The 17,584-nt window shown below is 73.5% G+C and carries 15 protein-coding genes; 8 read left to right on the top strand and 7 right to left on the bottom strand.

Going from position 1 to position 17,584, the window contains the following annotated elements:
* Positions 1–9 precede the first annotated feature (9 nt).
* Positions 10–2,175: a PQQ-binding-like beta-propeller repeat protein gene (locus tag F7P10_RS18145; protein ID WP_151010420.1), complete on the top strand. Its 2,166-nt coding sequence runs from the start codon at positions 10–12 to the stop codon at positions 2,173–2,175.
* 22 nt (positions 2,176–2,197) lie between these two features.
* Here F7P10_RS18145 and F7P10_RS18140 read toward each other — a convergent pair whose 3' ends face one another.
* Both F7P10_RS18140 and F7P10_RS18135 read right to left on the bottom strand, forming a co-directional pair.
* Positions 2,198–2,821 carry a response regulator transcription factor gene (locus F7P10_RS18140; RefSeq protein WP_151010419.1) on the bottom strand — a complete coding sequence of 208 codons (624 nt, stop codon included), beginning with the start codon at positions 2,819–2,821 and terminating at the stop codon, positions 2,198–2,200.
* Positions 2,818–3,996: a sensor histidine kinase gene (locus tag F7P10_RS18135; RefSeq protein ID WP_151010418.1), complete on the bottom strand. Its 1,179-nt coding sequence runs from the start codon at positions 3,994–3,996 to the stop codon at positions 2,818–2,820. Before F7P10_RS18135 ends, F7P10_RS18140 begins: the two co-directional genes overlap by 4 nt.
* Before the next feature lie 172 nt (positions 3,997–4,168).
* On the opposite strand from F7P10_RS18135, the gene F7P10_RS18130 reads away from it, so the two are divergent.
* From F7P10_RS18130 to hisC, 6 genes are all read left to right on the top strand, one after another.
* On the top strand, positions 4,169–4,768 hold the full coding sequence (locus tag F7P10_RS18130) for a hypothetical protein (RefSeq protein WP_151010417.1): 600 nt from the start codon (positions 4,169–4,171) through the stop codon (positions 4,766–4,768).
* A gap of 345 nt (positions 4,769–5,113) precedes the next feature.
* Positions 5,114–5,650, top strand: coding sequence for an MSMEG_1061 family FMN-dependent PPOX-type flavoprotein (locus tag F7P10_RS18125; RefSeq protein WP_218040560.1), 537 nt, complete (start codon positions 5,114–5,116; stop codon positions 5,648–5,650).
* A gap of 205 nt (positions 5,651–5,855) precedes the next feature.
* Complete coding sequence (locus tag F7P10_RS18120) at positions 5,856–6,440, top strand: RNA polymerase sigma factor (RefSeq protein WP_151010415.1); 585 nt, start codon at positions 5,856–5,858, stop codon at positions 6,438–6,440.
* Positions 6,433–7,308, top strand: coding sequence for a CU044_5270 family protein (locus F7P10_RS18115; protein WP_151010414.1), 876 nt, complete (start codon positions 6,433–6,435; stop codon positions 7,306–7,308). Before F7P10_RS18120 ends, F7P10_RS18115 begins: the two co-directional genes overlap by 8 nt.
* 89 nt (positions 7,309–7,397) lie before the next feature.
* Positions 7,398–8,072, top strand: coding sequence for an NUDIX domain-containing protein (locus F7P10_RS18110; protein WP_151010413.1), 675 nt, complete (start codon positions 7,398–7,400; stop codon positions 8,070–8,072).
* 47 nt (positions 8,073–8,119) lie between these two features.
* Positions 8,120–9,199, top strand: coding sequence for a histidinol-phosphate transaminase (gene hisC / locus F7P10_RS18105; protein WP_151010412.1), 1,080 nt, complete (start codon positions 8,120–8,122; stop codon positions 9,197–9,199).
* Between the two features lie 295 nt (positions 9,200–9,494).
* Here hisC and F7P10_RS18100 read toward each other — a convergent pair whose 3' ends face one another.
* Together F7P10_RS18100 and murA are read right to left on the bottom strand one after the other, a co-directional pair.
* Positions 9,495–10,823, bottom strand: a complete 1,329-nt coding sequence (locus tag F7P10_RS18100; protein WP_254716680.1) for a GTP cyclohydrolase IIa — start codon at positions 10,821–10,823, stop codon at positions 9,495–9,497.
* 912 nt (positions 10,824–11,735) lie between these two features.
* Positions 11,736–13,022, bottom strand: a complete 1,287-nt coding sequence (murA, locus tag F7P10_RS18095) for a UDP-N-acetylglucosamine 1-carboxyvinyltransferase (protein WP_151018125.1) — start codon at positions 13,020–13,022, stop codon at positions 11,736–11,738.
* 243 nt (positions 13,023–13,265) lie between these two features.
* Here murA and F7P10_RS18090 point away from each other — a divergent pair, with 243 nt between their 5' ends.
* The gene (locus F7P10_RS18090; RefSeq protein WP_176611526.1) at positions 13,266–14,309 is read left to right on the top strand and encodes a suppressor of fused domain protein; all 1,044 of its coding nucleotides are present in this window, start codon (positions 13,266–13,268) and stop codon (positions 14,307–14,309) included.
* A 10-nt stretch (positions 14,310–14,319) separates the two neighbouring features.
* Here the strand turns inward: F7P10_RS18090 and F7P10_RS18085 are convergent, their stop codons facing one another.
* Genes F7P10_RS18085 through F7P10_RS18075 form a run of 3 tightly spaced genes read right to left on the bottom strand, consistent with a single transcriptional unit; the run spans position 14,320 to position 17,581 of the window.
* Positions 14,320–15,102, bottom strand: a complete 783-nt coding sequence (locus F7P10_RS18085) for an MOSC domain-containing protein (RefSeq protein ID WP_151010410.1) — start codon at positions 15,100–15,102, stop codon at positions 14,320–14,322.
* 24 nt (positions 15,103–15,126) lie between these two features.
* Positions 15,127–16,437, bottom strand: coding sequence for an adenylosuccinate lyase (gene purB, locus F7P10_RS18080; protein ID WP_151010409.1), 1,311 nt, complete (start codon positions 16,435–16,437; stop codon positions 15,127–15,129).
* Positions 16,430–17,581 carry a low temperature requirement protein A gene (locus tag F7P10_RS18075; protein ID WP_151010408.1) on the bottom strand — a complete coding sequence of 384 codons (1,152 nt, stop codon included), beginning with the start codon at positions 17,579–17,581 and terminating at the stop codon, positions 16,430–16,432. The genes purB and F7P10_RS18075 overlap by 8 nt, the downstream gene beginning before the upstream one ends.
* Positions 17,582–17,584 lie beyond the last annotated feature (3 nt).

Raw genomic sequence — 17,584 nt, 5'->3', positions numbered from 1 at the left:
GAGGACGGCTTGAGCGCGTACGCGCCGCTGGAGGAGAGCGACCCCCGGTCGGTCGGGCGGTACCGGATCGTCGGGCGGCTCGGCCAGGGCGGGATGGGACGGGTGTACCTGGGCCGGTCGCCGGGCGGCCGGGCGGTCGCGGTGAAGGTCGTGCGGGACGAGCTCGCGGAGGACGCGGAGTTCCGGCGCCGGTTCGTCCGGGAGGTGGCGGCGGCCCGCCGGGTGACCGGGTTCTTCACGGCCGCCGTGGTGGACGCGGACACCGGCGGCGACCCGCCGTGGCTCGCCACCGAGTACGTGCCGGGCATGTCGCTGCGGGCGGCGGTGGCCGAGCACGGCGCGTGGCCGGAGCCGTCGGTGCGGGCGCTGGGCGCGGCGCTCGCCGAGGCGCTCGAGGGCGTCCACGGCGCGGGCGTCGTGCACCGGGACCTGAAGCCGGCGAACGTGCTGCTGGCGCCGGACGGCCCGCGCCTGATCGACTTCGGGATCTCGCTGGCCACCGAGGGCACCCGGCTGACGATGACGGGTGCGGCGCTCGGGACGCCCGGGTTCATGTCGCCCGAACAGCTGCGGGGCGCGGCGGTCGGGCCCGCGAGCGACGTGTTCGCGCTCGGCGCCGTCCTCGCGTACGCGGCGACCGGCGACGGCCCGTTCGGGGCCGGTTCCGCGCACGGGCTGAACTACCGGGTGGTGCACGAGCCGCCGGACCTGACCGGCGTCCCGTCCGGCCTCGCCGACGTCGTGGCCCGCTGCCTGGCGAAGGAGCCGGGCGCCCGTCCCGCGCTGCCCGACCTGGTGGCGGAGCTGGGCGCGCCGGAGGCGGGCACGCTCGCGGAGACGGCGTGGCTGCCCGAGCCGGTGACGGCCGAACTCACCCGCGAGTACACGGCGGTCGCGGACGCGCCCGCCGAACCCGCCGCCCCGACCGTAGTGGTGGCGCCCCCGGACGAGCCGGACGAGCCGGAGCCCGAGCCGTCCGGCGGTGGTGGGCGGCGGCCCGGACGGGTCCGGAGCGCGGTACTGGCGGGCGGCGGCGCCGTCGCCGTCCTCGTGATCGCCGCCGCCGCGGTGCTCGTCTCCGGCCGGGGAACCGGCGCGGAACCCGCCGTGCCGTCCGAGAAGCCCGACCCGCCGGTGCTGCGGCAGCTGTGGTCCCACGGGACGGATCCGGGCTCGCGGCCCGTCGTCGCGGACGGGAGGCTCTACTTCAACGCCGACGGCGCCCTGCGAGCCGTGGACACCGGAACCGGCGAGCGGCTGTGGGAGTACGACCGCACGACGGGCAACCCGATCTCCATCGGGGTCAGTGACGGGCGGGTGTACTTCGAGAGCATCGAGACGTCGAGCTTCGACGGCGACACCAGCCGCGTGTACGCGCTGGACGCGGGCTCCGGCGAGCGGGTGTGGGAGTACGCGCCCGGCCATCCGGTGTTCGACGGCCCGATCGAGGCGGACGGGACCGTGTACTTCACCGGACGTGACTTCGGCGGCGACGATCGCGAGACCACCGTCCACGCGGTCGACGCGGAAACCGGCGGGCGGAAGTGGACCCGCCCGGTCGCCGGGCTGATCGGCGGTCTGGCACCCGCCGACGGCACGCTCTACTACAGCGCGACGACCGCCGACGGCCGGGCGCGCCACCTCCACGCCCTGGACGCCCGCACGGGCAAGGAGTCGCGGAAGGTGCGGCTCGAGGGCGACGTGTCCGACCGGGCGGTGTCGCTGACGGTCGCGAACGGGGTGATCTACCTGCTCGGGGAGCACGGCGGCGTGCTGTCCGCCCGGGACCTGGCCGGGCGCCTCCTGTGGCGGCACGACACCGGGATCGAGAGCTTCGAGGACGTGGAGACCCCGGTCGTGTCCGGCGGGGTCCTCTACCTCGGCGGCAACGGCCACAACAGCGGCGGCGAGGTGGTCGCCGTGGACGCCCGGACCGGCGGGGAACTCTGGCGGCACGACACCGGCACCCTGACCGCGCCGCCGATCGTCGAGGACGGCACGGTCTACGCGGGCAACGACGAGGGCGAGCTGCACCTGCTCGACGCCCGCACCGGCGAGTCACCGGGAAGCCTGCGGCTGGCGGACGACTCGGACGCCACCCCGGCCGTCGCGGACGGGGTCGTCTACTTCGACGGCGGCGACGGCCGCCTCCGCGCCGCCGAGATCACCCGCTGATCCCGCCCCGCCCCCGCCACGGTCAAAGGAGCCCGTGGTCGCGGGCGTAGAGAACCGCCTGGGTACGGTCGCGGAGGCCGAGCCGGGTCAGGATGCGGGAGATGTGGTTCTTGACCGTGCCCTCGCTCAGGAACAGGCGGGCCGCGATCTCGCGGTTGGTCGCCCCGGCCGCGATCAGCCGCAGCACCTCGACCTCGCGGCCGCTGAGCGTCCCGCCGGACGGCGGTGCCGCCAGGTGACGCGTCACCGACGCGTCGAACTGGGCGACGCCCGCGTGCGCCAGCCGGACCGCCGCGGCCAGCTCCGCCGCCGGCAGGTTCTTCAGCAGGTAGCCCGCCGCCCCCGCCCGGAGCGCCTCGACGACGTACTCGCGGTCGTCGAACGTCGTCAGCATCAGGACCTGGCAGGACGGTGCCGACCCGCGGACGGCGCTCGTCGCCTCGACACCGTCCATGCCGGGCATCCGGACGTCCATCAGGACCACGTCCGGCGGTGCCGCCGCCACCGCCGCCACCGCCTCCGCGCCGTCGGCGGCGGTGCCGACCACGGTGACGCCGGGCTGGATGCCGAGCAGGGACGCGATGCCCTCGCGGACGAGTTCCTGGTCGTCGACGACCAGGACCCGCACGGACCCGTCGCCGCTCATCGAGGCGTCCGCGGGAGGGTGACGGCGAGGGTGGTCCCGCCCTCGGGGCCGCCGCGGACGTCGAGGTCGCCGCCGAGCAGCCGCACCCGCTCCCGCATGCCCCGCAGGCCGAGGCCGGTGCCCGCGTCCGCTCCGGACGGGCCGCGGCCGTCGTCGGCGACGACGAGCCGGGCCGCCGAGCCCCCGAACGCCAGCGAAACCGAGACGTGCGCCGCGTCCGCGTGCCGGCACGCGTTGGTGAGTCCCTCCTGCGCCACCCGGTAGAGCGCGGTGAGCGCGCCGGCGTCGTGGCCGTCCTGCTCCCCGGAGACGTCGAGGGTGACGCGGGCCCGGCCGCCGTCGACGTGCCGCACCAGATCGGCCAGGGCCGAGGGCAGCGAGAACGGGCCCGCCTCGGCGTGCAGGGCGCTGACCGAATGCCGGATCTCCTCCAGCGCGCGGTCGGCCGACCAGCGGGCGTCGGCGACGGCCCGCTCGGCCGCCGGCCCGTCCAGGTCGCGGAACGCCGCCGCCTTCTCCAGCTGGATCGCGATCGCCGTGAGGTGGTGGCCGAGGCTGTCGTGGATCTCGCGGGCGAGGCGGTTGCGCTCGGCGGCGGTCGACAGCTCCGCGACCCGGGCGGTGTAGGCGGACAGTTCGCCCAGCGCGTGCTCCAGCCGGACCCGGCCGTCCCGCTCGCCCACCGCGACCGCGGCCATGGAAACCGCCAGCACCAGGCCGAGCCCGAACATCAGCAGATCGGAGATGTGCTCCGCCGTCACGTACCAGCCGGGGACCGCCACCGTGAACCACGCGACCAGGAGGCCGGTGCACGCGGCGCCCGCCAGGACGGCCGCGCGGCGCCCGAACGCGAAGTAGGCCAGGAACGGCAGCAGCACGTACAGGGCCTTCGACACGCCCGCCCCGTCGCAGGCGGTGACCAGTGTGAACAGGACGAGCCGCGCCGCGAGCAGGGCGGCGGCGGTGCGTCCGGGCGTCCGGGCCGGGTAGCGCCGGTGCTCGGCCGCCTCGAGGGCGGCCAGCACCGCGAGACCGGCGACGAATCCGGCGAACCGCAGCGGCGGCGTGCCTTCGCTCCCCACGGCCGCGTAGTACGTCCCGCCCAGCAGGACCACGCCGTAGAGCGCCGGCGGAACCCAGGGCACCGGGCGGGAAGCGTTCGGTGATGCGGACATTCCGCCCTCCTTCCGCGGGCAATGTACGACGGAAACGGGGCGGTGCGGCCCGCCGTGCCCAGGTCTGGCCGAAGGTCATGTGCCGGTCGGCCGGAAGGCGTGCCCGACCGGCACTTATGCCGCCGGAACGTGCCTCCGTACGTTCGCCGTGTTCCTGCGACGAGGAGGTTTCATGATCCCCTTCCTGCTGCGTTTCGGCGCGGTGTGCGGAGTGCTGCTGGGCCTTTCGCTCGGCGTCCCGTCGGTGGTCGAGGTGTTCACCGGCGAGACCGCCGCCACCAGCTTCGCGATCGGCTCGGGGGTGGCGTTCGCCGTGCCCGCGCTGACCGCCTTCCTCCTCCACCAGGGGGCCGGGACGGCGGCGTACGCGGTGAACGTCGTCGGCCTCGGCCTGTTCACCGGGGTCGCGTTCGCGCTGAACCTGTTCGTGTTCTTCCTGGACGAGCCCGTCGTCGAGGACCTGCTCGCCGGGCCCACGCGGTTCGCGGTCCTCGGCGGTGCGCTGATCTTCGTGACCGGCACGGTCATGTTCACGGTGTCCATGGCGCGCGCCAAGGTGTTCCACGCGGTCCCCGTGTGGGGCTACGGGGTGTCTCTCACGCTGCTGGCCGTGCTGGCACCCCTCGGCGACACGGTGTGGAGCAGCGCCTCGCACATCCTGGCCGCGGCGTCCCTGGTCTGGCTGTCCGCGACGGTCTGGTCCGCGCCCGGGAACGCGGAGGCGAGGCATCGCGCTCCGGTCGGTCGGCCGCCGGTGCCGGGCACGGGGTGAGCAGCGCCGTCCGGCGGAGAACGCCGAGGGGGCGCACCGATCGGTGCGCCCCCTCCGTGCGTGTCACCGCGACGGCGGTGAGGACGAGCCCGGCGGCGAGCCGCGAGGGGCCGCGCGCGATCTTGCGGGCCGGGGCCGGTGCGGTGCCGGGACGGGCCGGAGAGGTAGCGTTCGCGGCGGACGATGCGCTCGCGGCGGCGTCCATCGCGGTCCCTCCTCGATCCCCGTCCGACCCGGTAGTTACCAATGCCCTGTCCACCCCGGAATGGCACGTTCCAGAGCGGGCCGGACGGGAGGGGGACCGCACGGGCGGCCGCGGGCGCGCCCGGCTCAAGGAGGAAACGAGTGTCCACTGCAAGCCCGGCCCCCGCTCCCGCCGACGCCTACGTGGAGGTGCGGTCGCCGGACGTCCTGCGGGAGATCCTCGGCGAGCCGCACCCGCTCGTGATCGACAAGGTCCACGACCGGCTCGCCGCCGACGACCTCGACGTCCTCGCCCGCGCCCGGTTCGCGCTCCTCGCCACCTCCGACGCCGCCGGCGAGCTGGACGTCTCCCCGCGCGGCGGCGAGCCCGGCTTCGTCCGCGTGCTGGACGACCGGACGATCGTCCTGCCCGAGCGGCCGGGCAACCGGCGCGGCGACACGCTGCACAACATGCTCGCGAACCCCCATGTCGGGATGCTCTTCCTCGTTCCGGGCGACAAGAAGGTGCTGCGCCTCAACGGCCGCGTCCGGATCCTCCGGGACGCCCCGTTCTTCGCGGAGATGACCGAGAAGGGGGTCGCGCCCGAGCTGGCGGTCCTCGTCGAGATCGACGAGGTCTACCTGCACTGCCCGGCCTCCCTGCGCCGCGCCGACCTCTGGGCGTCCCCGGCCTCCTGACCCTCGCTCGGGCGAGGCGTTCCGCCGGTTCGCCCGCCCGGGCGCGGCGGCCCCCGCGCGCTGGCGACCGGACATCCGATATGTCCTGTACATCCGGTGCGGGAACGGGTTCGGGGGGTGCGGCGAAGGCTCGGTGACGGTCGACCTTCGGACGGGAGACGCACATGACGAGACCGCACACGAGACCGCTACCGGGAACGGCGACGTGACCGCCGACGTCGCCGCCGACACGGATCAACGCGTCGCGGACGCCGAGCTCGTCGCCCGGTTCCGGCGGGACCCGGACGCGTTCACCGCCGTCTACGACCGGTACTTCCCCCAGGTGTACCGGTACGCGGTCGGACGGCTGGACGTGCAGACCGGCGAGGACATCGCCGCGGAGACCTTCTGCGTGGCGTTCGCGCAGCGGGACCGCTTCGACCCCGACCGGGGCGGGCTGCGGCCGTGGCTGTTCGGCATCGCCACGAAGCTGATGGCCCGGCACCGGCGCAAGGAGGCCCGCCACTACCGCGCGCTGAGGCGGACGGACGCGGCGTCGTCCGTCGAGGGGCACGAGGCCCGCGTCGTCACCTCGCTGGCCGCGCGGCGCCTGCAGCCGGAGCTCCTCAAGGCGCTCACCGGGCTGAACCAGGGCGAGCGGGACGTCATCCTGCTCGTCGCACTCGGCCAGCTCAGCCACGAGGAGGTGGCGCAGACGCTCGGCATCGCCGCCGGGACGGTCCGCTCCCGACTCAGCCGGGCCCGCGCCAAGGTCCAGAAGACGATCGATCGGGAGGCCTTCCATGGATGACGACCTGCGGCTCCTCGCCGCCACGCTGACCAAGCCCGAGCCTTCCGCCGACACCGTCGAGCGGCGCCGGCACCAGCTCCAGAACGAGATGCGGCGGCCCGCCCGCGCCCGGCGCCGGTCCCGGCGGCCGCTCATCGCGATCGGGACGGCCGCCGCGACGGCCGCCGCGGCCGTCGCGATCGTCGTCACCGACGGGGGCTCGCCCGCCCCGCCGTCCGGGGACCGCACGACGGTCGCGCAGATGTCCGGCCCGCAGGTCCTGCTCGCCGCCGCGACCGTCGCCGAGTCGCAGCCGAAGACGTCCGGCACCTACTGGCACATCGAGCAAGCGGGACGGCCGGGCACCCCCATGGCCGGGACCGTCGAGACGTGGACCACGGTCGACGGCCGCAAGTGGGTCCGCATCGACGACGGGAAGCTCACCCGGCGTCCCGGACGGCACCCCATCGCGCTGCGAGGTACCGATCTGGAGCTGGCGGACATCGAGAAGCTGCCCACCACCCCGGAGGAGCTGAAGAAGGCGCTGCTGGAGTGGGCCTCCCGCGGGACCTGGACGGAGGCCCAGATCACGCAGGAGTCGAATATGGTTTATTGGCTGTCCAGTCTGCTCGCTGAGCTTCCGGCGCCGCCCAAGGTCCGCGCCGCCGCCCTCCGGGCGCTCGCCACGCTGCCCAACGTCGAGAACAGGGGGAAGGTGCCCGGCGGGCAGAGCCTGGTGTTCGCCGGCGACGGCGGCGGGACGAAGCTGGTAATCGATCTCGAGAACGCCACGGTGAACGGCGAAGGCTACGCCGACATCAACGGGACGGAGGAGGGCATGGGCGCGATCACCACCACGGCCGGATGGACCGACGAACCGCCCCGCTGACCCCGGCGGCCCGCACCGTGAGCGCGGCGGGGTCGGCGGGATCGGCGGGACGGCCCTGGAAGTGCGCCGGGGCCGATAAGTTCGGGGGCATGTCCGTCCCGCGGCTCGCCGTCTCCGTCGACCTCGTCGTGCTCACTGTGCGGGCCCAGCGGCTCTGCGCGCTGATGTGGCGGCGCGACCGGGCGCCCGACGACGGCGCGTGGTCGCTGCCCGGCGGATTCATCCAGCTCGACGAGGACCTGCCCGTCGCCGCGTCCCGGCTGATGGCCGAGCGCGCCGGGCTCGCGGACGTCCGCATCCACCTCGAGCAGCTCGCCACCTACGGCTACCCCGACCGCGACCCGCGCCAGCGCGTCGTCAGCGTCGCCTACCTCGGCCTCGCGCCCGACCTGCCCGCCTCCAGCCGCGCCCAGGTGCTGTGGGCGGCCGTGGACGAGCTCGTCCACCACGACCGGGCCGCGTTCGACCACCGCCGCATCCTGTGCGACGGGATGGAACGGGCGCGGGCGAAGCTCGAGTACACCTCGCTCGCCGCCGCCTTCTGCCCGCCTGAGTTCACCGTCGCCGAACTCCGGCGCGTCTACGAGATCGTCTGGGGCACCGCCCTCGACCCTCGCAACTTCCACCGGAAGGTCACCGGCGCCGACCGCTTCCTCATCCCCACCGAGCGGACCACCACCCGCGACGGCGGCCGTCCCGCCCGCCTCTACCGGCGCGGCGACGCCGAGCAGCTCCGCCCGCCGATGCTGCGGCCGCGCGGCTGAATAAGCTGGGGCGCATCACCCCTGCGCACCCTGGAGGAGGGACAACGGTGTCCGAGGCAACCACTCCTCGCTTCCGCTCCGTTCTCGACCGCTTCGTGGCTTACAAGCCCGGCAAGGTCGTCACGTCGCCCGGCGGGCGCTCGTTCAAGCTGTCGTCGAACGAGTCCCCGGAGGGGCCGCTCCCGTCCGTCCTGGACGCCATCGCGGACGCGGCGCGGAACGTCAACCGGTACCCCGACAACAACGCGACCGCCCTCATCGAGGAGATCGCCGGTTTCTGCGGCGTCCCGGCCGACCACGTCGCCGTGGGCTGCGGCTCCGTCGGCGTCTCCCAGATGCTGCTGGAGGCCGTCGCCGAACCGGGCGCCGAGATCGTCTACGCGTGGCGCTCGTTCGAGGCGTACCCGCTGCTCGTCGCGCTCTCGGGGGCCACGTCCGTCCAGGTGCCGCTGCGGGACGAGACGCACGACCTCGCGGCGATGGCCGACGCCATCACCGACCGGACCCGGCTGGTCTTCGTCTGCAACCCGAACAACCCGACCGGCACCGTCGTCCGGCGCGCCGAACTCGAGGCGTTCCTCGACCGGGTGCCCGCCGACTGCCTGGTCGTCCTCGACGAGGCCTACCGCGAGTACATCCGCGACGCCGAGGTCCCCGACGGGCTGACGATGTACGGGGACCGGCCGAACCTGGCGGTCCTGCGGACGTTCTCGAAGGCGTACGGGCTCGCGGGCCTGCGCATCGGGTACCTCGTCGCGCACCCGGAGGTCGCCGCCGCGATCCGCAAGACGTTCCTGCCGTTCAGCGTCAACTCGGTGGCCCAGGCCGCCGGGATCGCGTCGCTGCGCGCCACCGGCGAGCTGCTCGCGCGCGTCGAGGAGACGGTGAAGGAGCGCGACCGGGTCCGCGGCGCGCTCGTCGCCGGCGGCTGGACCGTCCCGCACACGGAGGCGAACTTCGTGTGGCTGCGGCTCGGCGGCGCGACGATGGAGTTCTCCGCCGCCTGCGACGCGCAGGGCGTCAGCGTCCGCCCGTTCGACGGCGAGGGCGCGCGCGTCTCGATCGGCTCCCCGGAGGAGAACGACGCCTTCCTGGCCGTCGCCCGCGACTTCCCGCACCGCACCTGACGCCCCGCCTGCCGGTCGGCGCCCCGCCACCGGCGGGTGTCCCGCCACCGGCGGGCGTCCCGCAACCTGCTGGCGTCGTGCCACCGGCCGACGTCCCGCCACCTGCGGGCGTCCCGCCGCCTGCGGGTGTCCCGTCACCGGCCGACGTCCCGTCACCGGCCGACGTCCCGCCACCTGCGGGTGTTCCGCCGCCTGCTGGCGTCCCGCCCGCCCTGGCGTCCCGCCGCCTGCGGGCGTTCCGCCTGCCCTGGCGTCCCGCCGCCCCGGACGACCGCGCGCGTCCGGGGGGCGGCGCTCAGGACGCCTTCGGCGGGCCCAGCTTCTCGACGATCAGCCGGTACAGCTGCCGGGGACGGCCGGGCTGCGGCGTCCGGTTGGGCGGCAGCGGCCACGCCAGCCCCTCCTCGACGAGGGTGCGCAGCAGGCGGCGGGCGGTGCGCGGGGTGACGCCGAGCATCCGGCCCGCGTTCTCCGCGTCCACGATCAGCGGCTGGTCCTGGTCGCCGAGCTTGTCGGCGAGCCGGGCCAGGATCTCCAGGCCCTTCGGCTTGGCCTGCGGCTGCGAGCGCGGCGGGGTGCGCGGCGCGGGCACGAGCGCGCGCCCGTCCCGGTCCAGCGCGAAGCCCTGCGTGCGCTGCGAGCTCTGCGACCGCGCCAGCGCCGCCCGCGCGTGGTTCTCCGCCTCGTGGGCGGTGCGGCCCATCCCGATGCCGACCTCGATGGCGAGGCCGAGCTCCTCGCGGACCCGCTCGACGAACGGCGGCGTCCGGAACCCCTCGGTCGAGGACGTCACCGAACCGCGCGTCGCGGTGACGAGGTAGCTGTGGTCGTCCAGCGGCCACACCGACGCGTTCATCCGGTGCGCCTCCTGCAGTAGGACGCGGTGCAGCGCCAGCTTCAGCTCGTCGCGCCAGTAGCGGGGCGTGACGCGGCGGGGCGTCTCGCGCAGCGTCGGGACGTCCACGAGGACGACGACGAGCTGCGACTCCTCGAGCCGGTGGTGCGCGCCGAGCAGCGCGGCGGTCTGCAGCGAGCTGCGGATCGCGGCGCCGGTGGGGCGCACCCGGACCGTCGGGACGCCCGCCATCTCCATCCGCTCGGCGGTCGCGTGCACGCACGTCATCGCCACGGTCGTCGCGCCGCGCCGCCACAGCCGCTCGTGGAACGCGGCGAGCGTCCCGGGACCGGCCGACTCCTCGCGCAGGTGGACCTGCTCGGTGCCGAGGCTGATCTCCGAGTACGCCTCCTCGACCTCCGCGCGGCCGAGCACGTCGATGCTCACCCGCGCCGGGTCGTAGCGGTCGTCGAGGGCGGCCCGCAGCAGCGCGCCCTGGAGGGCGGCGCCGTTCAGCGGGACGTACGTCGCGGGCATCGTCAGCACGCCCGCCTTGCGCGCGAAGTCGTACGGGACGGGACTGGCGAACAGGCACACGTCCACCCCCGACCCCAGCCGCACGACCTTGTCTGCCGCCTCCTGTTCGTCTCGGTACGCGGCGGCCACCAGCCGGCTCGGCACCGGCGTGGGGCCGTGCCCCATCAGCATGACCCGTTCGACCAGGTCATGGGGGCCCACGACGCCGATCGTGAGATCGGGCGTGACCGACCCCGTTCGTGCGGCCGTCATCGATGATCGCTCGCTTCCGGTCCATCCTCGCGGCGGGGGGCCCGCCCCGGCCATGCGTTCGCGCACGTTCCGCCCAACGGTTGACTCATGTCCCTGCTGCCCTACTTCAGATTCGGCACCCCGGTCCCTCGCGCGTTTCGCTCCCTCGTGGTGATCCGGTCGGGCGGACGCCGCGTGACGTCCAGACGCGAAATCGAATCAAGAGTGCGGCGAAAAAGTAACCTACGCGACCCCCTAGTCAGTAATTTGTCACCATTCGGCCAGTCATGATCCTGCATCTTCGGGTGTCCGAAGTTCAAACACAAGACCCGAAAACTCGACGGTCACCCGGAGTGACGCGGTCGCATACTCAGAAGACCCCTCCGTCCGGCGATCGGTTTACGCGCCGGCCGAAAGGCGGCCGTCCCGACGCCGCCGTGCCCGGAAAGACGACGGATCCGGCTCGACGGTCGCGACGCTCACGGGCGGTGATTTTTCACCGGGTTACGGTCCGTCCCATCGGGACCGTTCCAGCGCCCATTTCCCCTGCTGGTCCGGGTGTCGGGAGGTCCGAAAGTCACCGGGATGCGAAACGGTAAGTGATCATCTGGTGACGCACCGCTGATCATTTCCGACGCGGTGCGTGACAAGTGACGTCAGGGTCCCCGTCGAAGTTGGTCAGGACGAACCCGAATGGCGGCACCAAACCGCCCAGTCGCGTTCAGAAGTCCCGTGCGAGAGTGGGCGTTCCGTGCGGAGGGACGGGCGAAAGGGCGGGCGGCGGTCGCCCGGACGCGGGCCGGATCCGTTCGCGTGAGCCCGCGGCGCACGTCCGTCCGGTCCCGGAAAGCGGAACACCCCCGCTCCCGGTGCCGGCCGTGCGGCTTGTGGGAACGGGGGTGTTCCGCTGAGCGGTCCCCGGATCGGGGCAGGTCAGGCGGTCTCGCGGACGATCTCCGCGCCGAGCTGCGAGAGCCGCTCGGCGATGTGCGCGTGGCCGCGGTCGAGGAAGTAGGCGGACGTGATCGTCGTCTCGCCCTCGGCGGCGAGCCCGGCCAGCACGAGCGCGCTGCCGCAGCGCAGGTCGTGCGCCTCGACCTCGGCGCCGCGCAGCGCGCGCGGGCCGTTGACCTTCGCGCGGTTGCCGTCGACCTCGATGTCCGCGCCCATCTTCGCCAGCTCGTCGGCGAGCTTGAAGCGGCCGTCGAAGATGCGCTCGTAGACGTAGGACGGGCCGTCGGCGAGGCACGACAGCGCCATGATCGGCGACTGGAGGTCGGTCGCGAAGCCCGGGTACTCGTCGGTGATGACGTTGATCGGCCGCAGCGTGCGGTCCCGCCGGACCTGGAGCACGGCGCCCTGCTGGTGGAACTCGACGCCCATCTGCTCGAGCTTGTCGGCGGCGACGCCGAGGTGCTCCAGGGAGGCGCCGACGAGGTTCAGCTCGCCGCCGGTGATCGCGGCGGCCATCACGAACACGCCGGCGTCGATCCGGTCGGGCATCACGGTGTGCTCGACGGCGGTCAGCTCGTCGACGCCCTCGACGGTGATGAACCCGGTGCCGCCGCCGCTGATCTTGGCGCCCATCGCCTGCAGGATCGCGATGTTGTCCAGGACCTCGGGCTCCAGCGCCGCGTTCTTGATCAGCGTGGTGCCCTGCGCGAGCGCCGCGGCCATGATCAGGTTCTCGGTGCCGGTGTGCGACGGCGTGTCGCAGTACAGCGTGCCGCCGCGCAGGTCGCCGGCCTTGATGTGGATCACGCCGTCGCCGTCGTCGCCGACGTTCTCGGTGACGGTCGCGCCCATCCGCTTGAAGCCGTTGTAGTGGAAGTCGAGGTTGCGGCTGCCGAGGTTGCAGCCGCCGACGCCCTCGATGACGGCCTCGCCCAGCCGGTGCAGCAGGGCCGGGACGAACAGGAACGAGCCCCGGAACCGGGACGCGATGTCGGCGGGCAGCACGGGGCTGCTGAGCGTGGACGCGTCGATGACGAGGGTGCGCTCGGTCTCGTGCAGCTCGGCGCGGGCGCCGACCGCGCGGGCCAGCTCGACGGCGCGGCGGACGTCCTCGATGATCGGCACGTTGCGCAGAACGGTCCGGCCCTTGGCGGCCATCAGCGAGGCACCGATCATCGGCAGGACGGCGTTCTTCGCGCCCTGGATGAAAACGGTGCCGTGCAGCTGCCTGCCGCCGCGCACGCGGTATCGAACCTCTTGGCCCATGCTCATGCCGCGATACTCCTTTGGATGCGGGAAAACCTGCCGGATCGTGTGGGAGCGCCTGGGCCGTGCGCGCCGAACGGCGTCCCCCTTGCGTCTGCCGCGACGCGTCCCCAGTAAACCACCGTGCCGAGGGTGCGGCGCCCGGAGCGCCGTCCACGGAGCGGTTCGCTCGTTGAGATGCCCATCCGACGGAAAAAGTTCGCTTGCCCATCGTGCCGCCGATACCGCCACTATGGTGATCAAATGGACGAATCGCCAGGCTGGGCCGCGATCGACGGTGCGTTGCGGGACGTTTACGGAGACGTCGAACCGCTGCACTGGGCGACGATCCTCAAGTGGGCGGTCGGCGGTTCCGACCCGCTCGACGGGATCAGCGCCTACCCGCGCACCGAACCCGTCCCGCACTGGCACTTCGTCTCGTACGGGATGAGCGAGCTGTACGAGAAGGAGTCGGAGAACGCCGACGAGTCCGGCTGGGGCTTCGAGTTCACCTTCCGGCTGGTCCGGGACCCCGCCGACGAGAAGCCCCCGGTCTGGGCGGCGAACATGCTGCAAAATCTCGGCCGGTACGTGTTCAAATCCGGCAACTGGTTCGAGCCGGGGCACCACATGAACGTGAACGGCCCGATCGCGACCGACCGGGACGACTCCGACATCCGCGCGGTCGCGTTCGTCCTCGACCCCGAACTGGGCGAGATCGGCACCCCGCACGGATCGCTCCAGTTCCTGCAGGTCGTCGGGCTCGCGACCGCCGAGTACGAGGCCGTCCGGCAGTGGAACTCCGAGGCGCTCATGGACGTCCTCGCCCCCCGCCTCCCGCTGTTCGTCACCGACCTCGACCGCCGCTCCCTCCTGGAGGACCCCGAGGTGGGACGCGCCGTCCGGGAGGGCATCGCGCGCGACGGCTCCAGCAGCGGCATGCAGTTCGTCTCCACCGCCCACTGGGAGCGGACTCCGGACGGCACCACGATCACGCTCGGCGCGCTGCAGGCCACCGCGGTCGCCGACGCCCTGCGCGGGCGCCTCCCCTTCGGCCGCGAGCTGATCCTGCGGACCGCCGACACCGTCCTGGTCTTCGCGCCGGACGACGCGTTCGCGGTCGAGGAGCCGGACGAGGGACGGCTCGTCCTGCGCGTCCCGCCCGCCGCGCTCGACGACCTCGCCGACACGCTGCGGCCCACCGCCGCCCGCAGGCCCGTGCCGTCCCTCCCGGGGCTCACGGTCGAGATCGTCCCGACGGTGATGAAGGACCAGTACGGCGAGGAGACGGGCGAAGTGATCGGCTGACCGCCGCGGCTCAGCGCGCCTCGACGATCTCCACCGGGTCACCGACCGCGAGCCCGCCCACGGTGCGCGGCACGCAGTTCTGCCCGAACAGCAGGCCGCCCTCGCCGCTCCGGTAGGACGCCAGCGTCCGCAGCGGCTCCTTGCCCCGCTCGCCCGTCTCCTGGTCGGTCGTGGTGATGACGCAGCGGGTGCACGGTTTGACCGCCTCGATCACCGTGCCGCCGATCCGCAGCAGCCGCACCCCGTCCTCGCCGAACGCGCCGAGCCCCTCGACCACCAGGCTCGGTCGGAACCGGTTCATCGGCAGCGGCGCGGCCATCCGCCCGTTCAGGTCCGCCAGCGACTCGGCGGAGATCAGCAGCAGCGGGTAGCCGTCCTGGAACCGGGCCACACCCCCGCCCCGCGACGTCTCCCGCCGCCCGGTGAACCGGACCAGCCGGCACTCCCGCCCGAGCAGGTCCGCGAACCACGCCGCGGCCTCGTCGCCCTGGTCGACGCCCCGGGCCTCCTTGCGCTGCACGAGCACCTCGCGCGGCTCGCCGTCCTCGTGGGCCTTGTGGACGAGCGGCGCCGCGCCCGGCGCGGTCACGGTGAGCACCTCGCCGTCGTAGGACGGCCGCAGCAGCGCCAGCGCGGCCGTGTCGCGCTGCGTCAGCGACCGGCCCTCGGCGTCGACGAGCATGAACTCGCGGTCGTGCCGCAGCCCCGCCGGCGTCAGCTCGGCGGCGCGCAGCGCGGTGCCGCCGCCGCTCTTGACGGGGTAGACGTTGAGTTCGGTGAGCGTGGCCGGCACGGGCGCCTCCGTCGGTTCCGGGCGTCAGGTCAGGTGGGTGAGGCGGTCGAAGACGGGCCCCAGCCGCTCGACGAACCGCTCCGGGCGGCACACCTCGTCCAGCCGCCCCTCGTCGAGCGTGAGACCGGCCTCGACCGCCGCGCCGCGCAGCGTCTCGCGGAACGGCACCCCCGTCTCCCACGTCGTCATCGCCGCCTTCTGGACGAGCGGGTACGCCTCGTCGTCGCGGGACATCCCGGCCTCGACCAGCTCCAGCAGGACGGTCGAGGTGTAGATCAGCCCGCCGGTCGACTCGAGGTTCGCCGTCATCCGCGCCTCGTCCACGACCAGGCCCGACATGAGGCGGTTCGTCAGGTTCAGCATGTAGTCCAGCGCGATCGACGCGTCCGGCAGCGCGATCCGCTCGGTCGACGAGTGCGAGATGTCCCGCTCGTGCCAGAGCGGGATGCCCTCCAGCACCGGGACGATCTGCGCCCGCACGATGCGCGCCATCCCCGCGAGCCGCTCGGAGATGATCGGGTTCTTCTTGTGCGGCATCGCCGAGGAGCCCTTCTGGCCCTTGCCGAACGGCTCCCACAGCTCCCGCACCTCGGTGCGCTGCCCGTGCCGCACCTCCAGCGCGATCGCCTCGCACACCGTCGCCATGATCGCGAGCGCCGACACCCACTCGCTGATGCCGTCCCGGATGACGACCTGCGTCGACACGTCCGCGGTCGCGAGCCCCAGCTCCCGCGCCACGTGCGCCTCGATCGCGGGATCGATGTTGGAGTACGTCCCGACGGCCCCGGAGATCGCCATCACGCCCACCGACTCCCGGGCCCGCCGCAGCCGGTCGCGGGACCGCGCCATCGCGAACGCGAAGTCCGCGACCCGGTGGCCCCAGACGTCCGGCTCCCCGTGGATCCCGTGCGTCCGGCCCACCCGCAGCGTCCCCCGGTGCGCCAGCGCGTGGTCGCGCAGCGTCGCGACCAGCGCGTCCGCCTTCGTCAGCAGGATGTCGGTCGCCTCGACGAGCTGCAGCGCCAGCGCGGTGTCCAGCAGGTCGGACGACGTCATGCCGAAGTGCACGTACCGCGCGGCCTCGCGGGGCTCGGTGTTGTCCGCCCACGCCGACAGGAACGCGATGACGTCGTGCTGGGTGACCGCCTCGATCTCGTGCACGGCCTCCGGCGTCGGCGGCGGCGCCTTGCGCACCGGCTCCACCACCTCCGGCGGGATCGTCCCGGCCGCGGCGTGGGCCTCGACGACGAGCACCTCCACCTTGCACCACAGCTCGTACTTGTGCGCGTCCGACCAGACGCGCCCCATCTCCGGAAGTGTGTAACGCTCAATCACCCGACGATTGTCCCAGGTCGTCCGAGCCCGCGGGGGCCGGGGCGCGGCGCTTCTCCAGGAGGACGGCTCCGGCGAGGACGGCGACCAGGGCGGCGATCTGGGCGGCGGCGAGCCAGAGGCCGAGCGGGACGGCGGCGAGGGACGCGGCGGCGGCGCCGAGGCGGATGCGGGACGGGCCGATGCGCACGATGCGGCGGAACAGCACGTCGCCCGCGAGGTAGAGGGCGACGCCGCCCGCGATGGCCAGCGCGGTGCCCGGCTTCAGGCCCTCCCACGCGTGCTCGACGGCCTTCTTCATCCCGGCCGCCGCCACCAGGACGCCGATGATCAGCGGGATGTGCGCGTAGAAGTACCCGAACATCGTCATCTGCGTGCGGCGGTGATCGTCGGCGGCGGCGAGCGAGTGCTCGGCGCGCTCGTCGTCGCCGGTGAAGTACGTCCACCAGATGGCCGCCGCGAGCGCGAGCCCGAGCAGCGCGGCGACGACCAGGCCCGCGTCCAGGTGGGCGTGCGCGGCGCCGGTCCCCACGGAGATGATCGACTCGCCGAGCGTGATCATCACGAGCAGCCCGTGCCGTTCGACGATGTGCTCCGCGCGGATGCTGAACAGGCCGCCCGCCGGGACGATGTACGGCTGGACGATCGGCACGACGAGCGCGAGCGTCCAGAGCACGTACACGACCGGGCCGCCGTCGAGCAGCCCGGCGGCGATGATCAGCCCGGCGGCCAGCAGGTTCGCGGGCAGGACGCGCAGGATGTTCGGGTTGCCGCGGGCGTACAGGGCGACGTGCGCGAGGACGAGCAGCAGGTAGCCGAGGCCCCAGACCAGGCCGCCGTCGCCGGTGAACGCGGTCGGGGTGCCGAGCGCGACCATGAAGAACCCGCCCATGCCGGCGAGGATCAGCAGCCGGTGCGCGGTCGCGGTCGGCGCCGTCATGTTCGTCAGCCAGGCGTACCCGCCGTACATCCACCACAGGACGCCGAACATCAGCACGACCTGGAAGAGCCCGAGCGGGCTGAACTCGCCGATCAGGACGTCGGTCAGCCGGATCAGCGTGAAGACGAAGACGAGGTCGAAGAAGAGCTCCAGCGTCGTGACGCCGTAGACCTCCTCCTGGTCGGTTGGGGTGGGGGAGGAGGTCATGTC

Source organism: Actinomadura sp. WMMB 499 (assembly GCF_008824145.1).
Taxonomy (GTDB): domain Bacteria; phylum Actinomycetota; class Actinomycetes; order Streptosporangiales; family Streptosporangiaceae; genus Spirillospora.
The sequence above is the reverse complement of the archived record's forward strand: the minus strand, read 5'-3'. Positions and strand labels throughout refer to the sequence as shown.

Excerpts from the sequence above, each read along its gene's own strand:
- F7P10_RS18140 (WP_151010419.1), bottom strand. The coding sequence starts at position 2,821 with ATGAGCGGCGACGGGTCCGTGCGGGTCCTGGTCGTCGACGACCAGGAA.
- F7P10_RS18135 (WP_151010418.1), bottom strand. The coding sequence starts at position 3,996 with ATGTCCGCATCACCGAACGCTTCCCGCCCGGTGCCCTGGGTTCCGCCG.
- F7P10_RS18130 (WP_151010417.1), top strand. The coding sequence starts at position 4,169 with ATGATCCCCTTCCTGCTGCGTTTCGGCGCGGTGTGCGGAGTGCTGCTG.
- F7P10_RS18115 (WP_151010414.1), top strand. The coding sequence starts at position 6,433 with ATGGATGACGACCTGCGGCTCCTCGCCGCCACGCTGACCAAGCCCGAG.
- F7P10_RS18110 (WP_151010413.1), top strand. The coding sequence starts at position 7,398 with ATGTCCGTCCCGCGGCTCGCCGTCTCCGTCGACCTCGTCGTGCTCACT.
- F7P10_RS18100 (WP_254716680.1), bottom strand. The coding sequence starts at position 10,823 with ATGACGGCCGCACGAACGGGGTCGGTCACGCCCGATCTCACGATCGGC.
- murA (WP_151018125.1), bottom strand. The coding sequence starts at position 13,022 with ATGGGCCAAGAGGTTCGATACCGCGTGCGCGGCGGCAGGCAGCTGCAC.
- F7P10_RS18090 (WP_176611526.1), top strand. The coding sequence starts at position 13,266 with ATGGACGAATCGCCAGGCTGGGCCGCGATCGACGGTGCGTTGCGGGAC.
- F7P10_RS18075 (WP_151010408.1), bottom strand. The coding sequence starts at position 17,581 with ATGACCTCCTCCCCCACCCCAACCGACCAGGAGGAGGTCTACGGCGTC.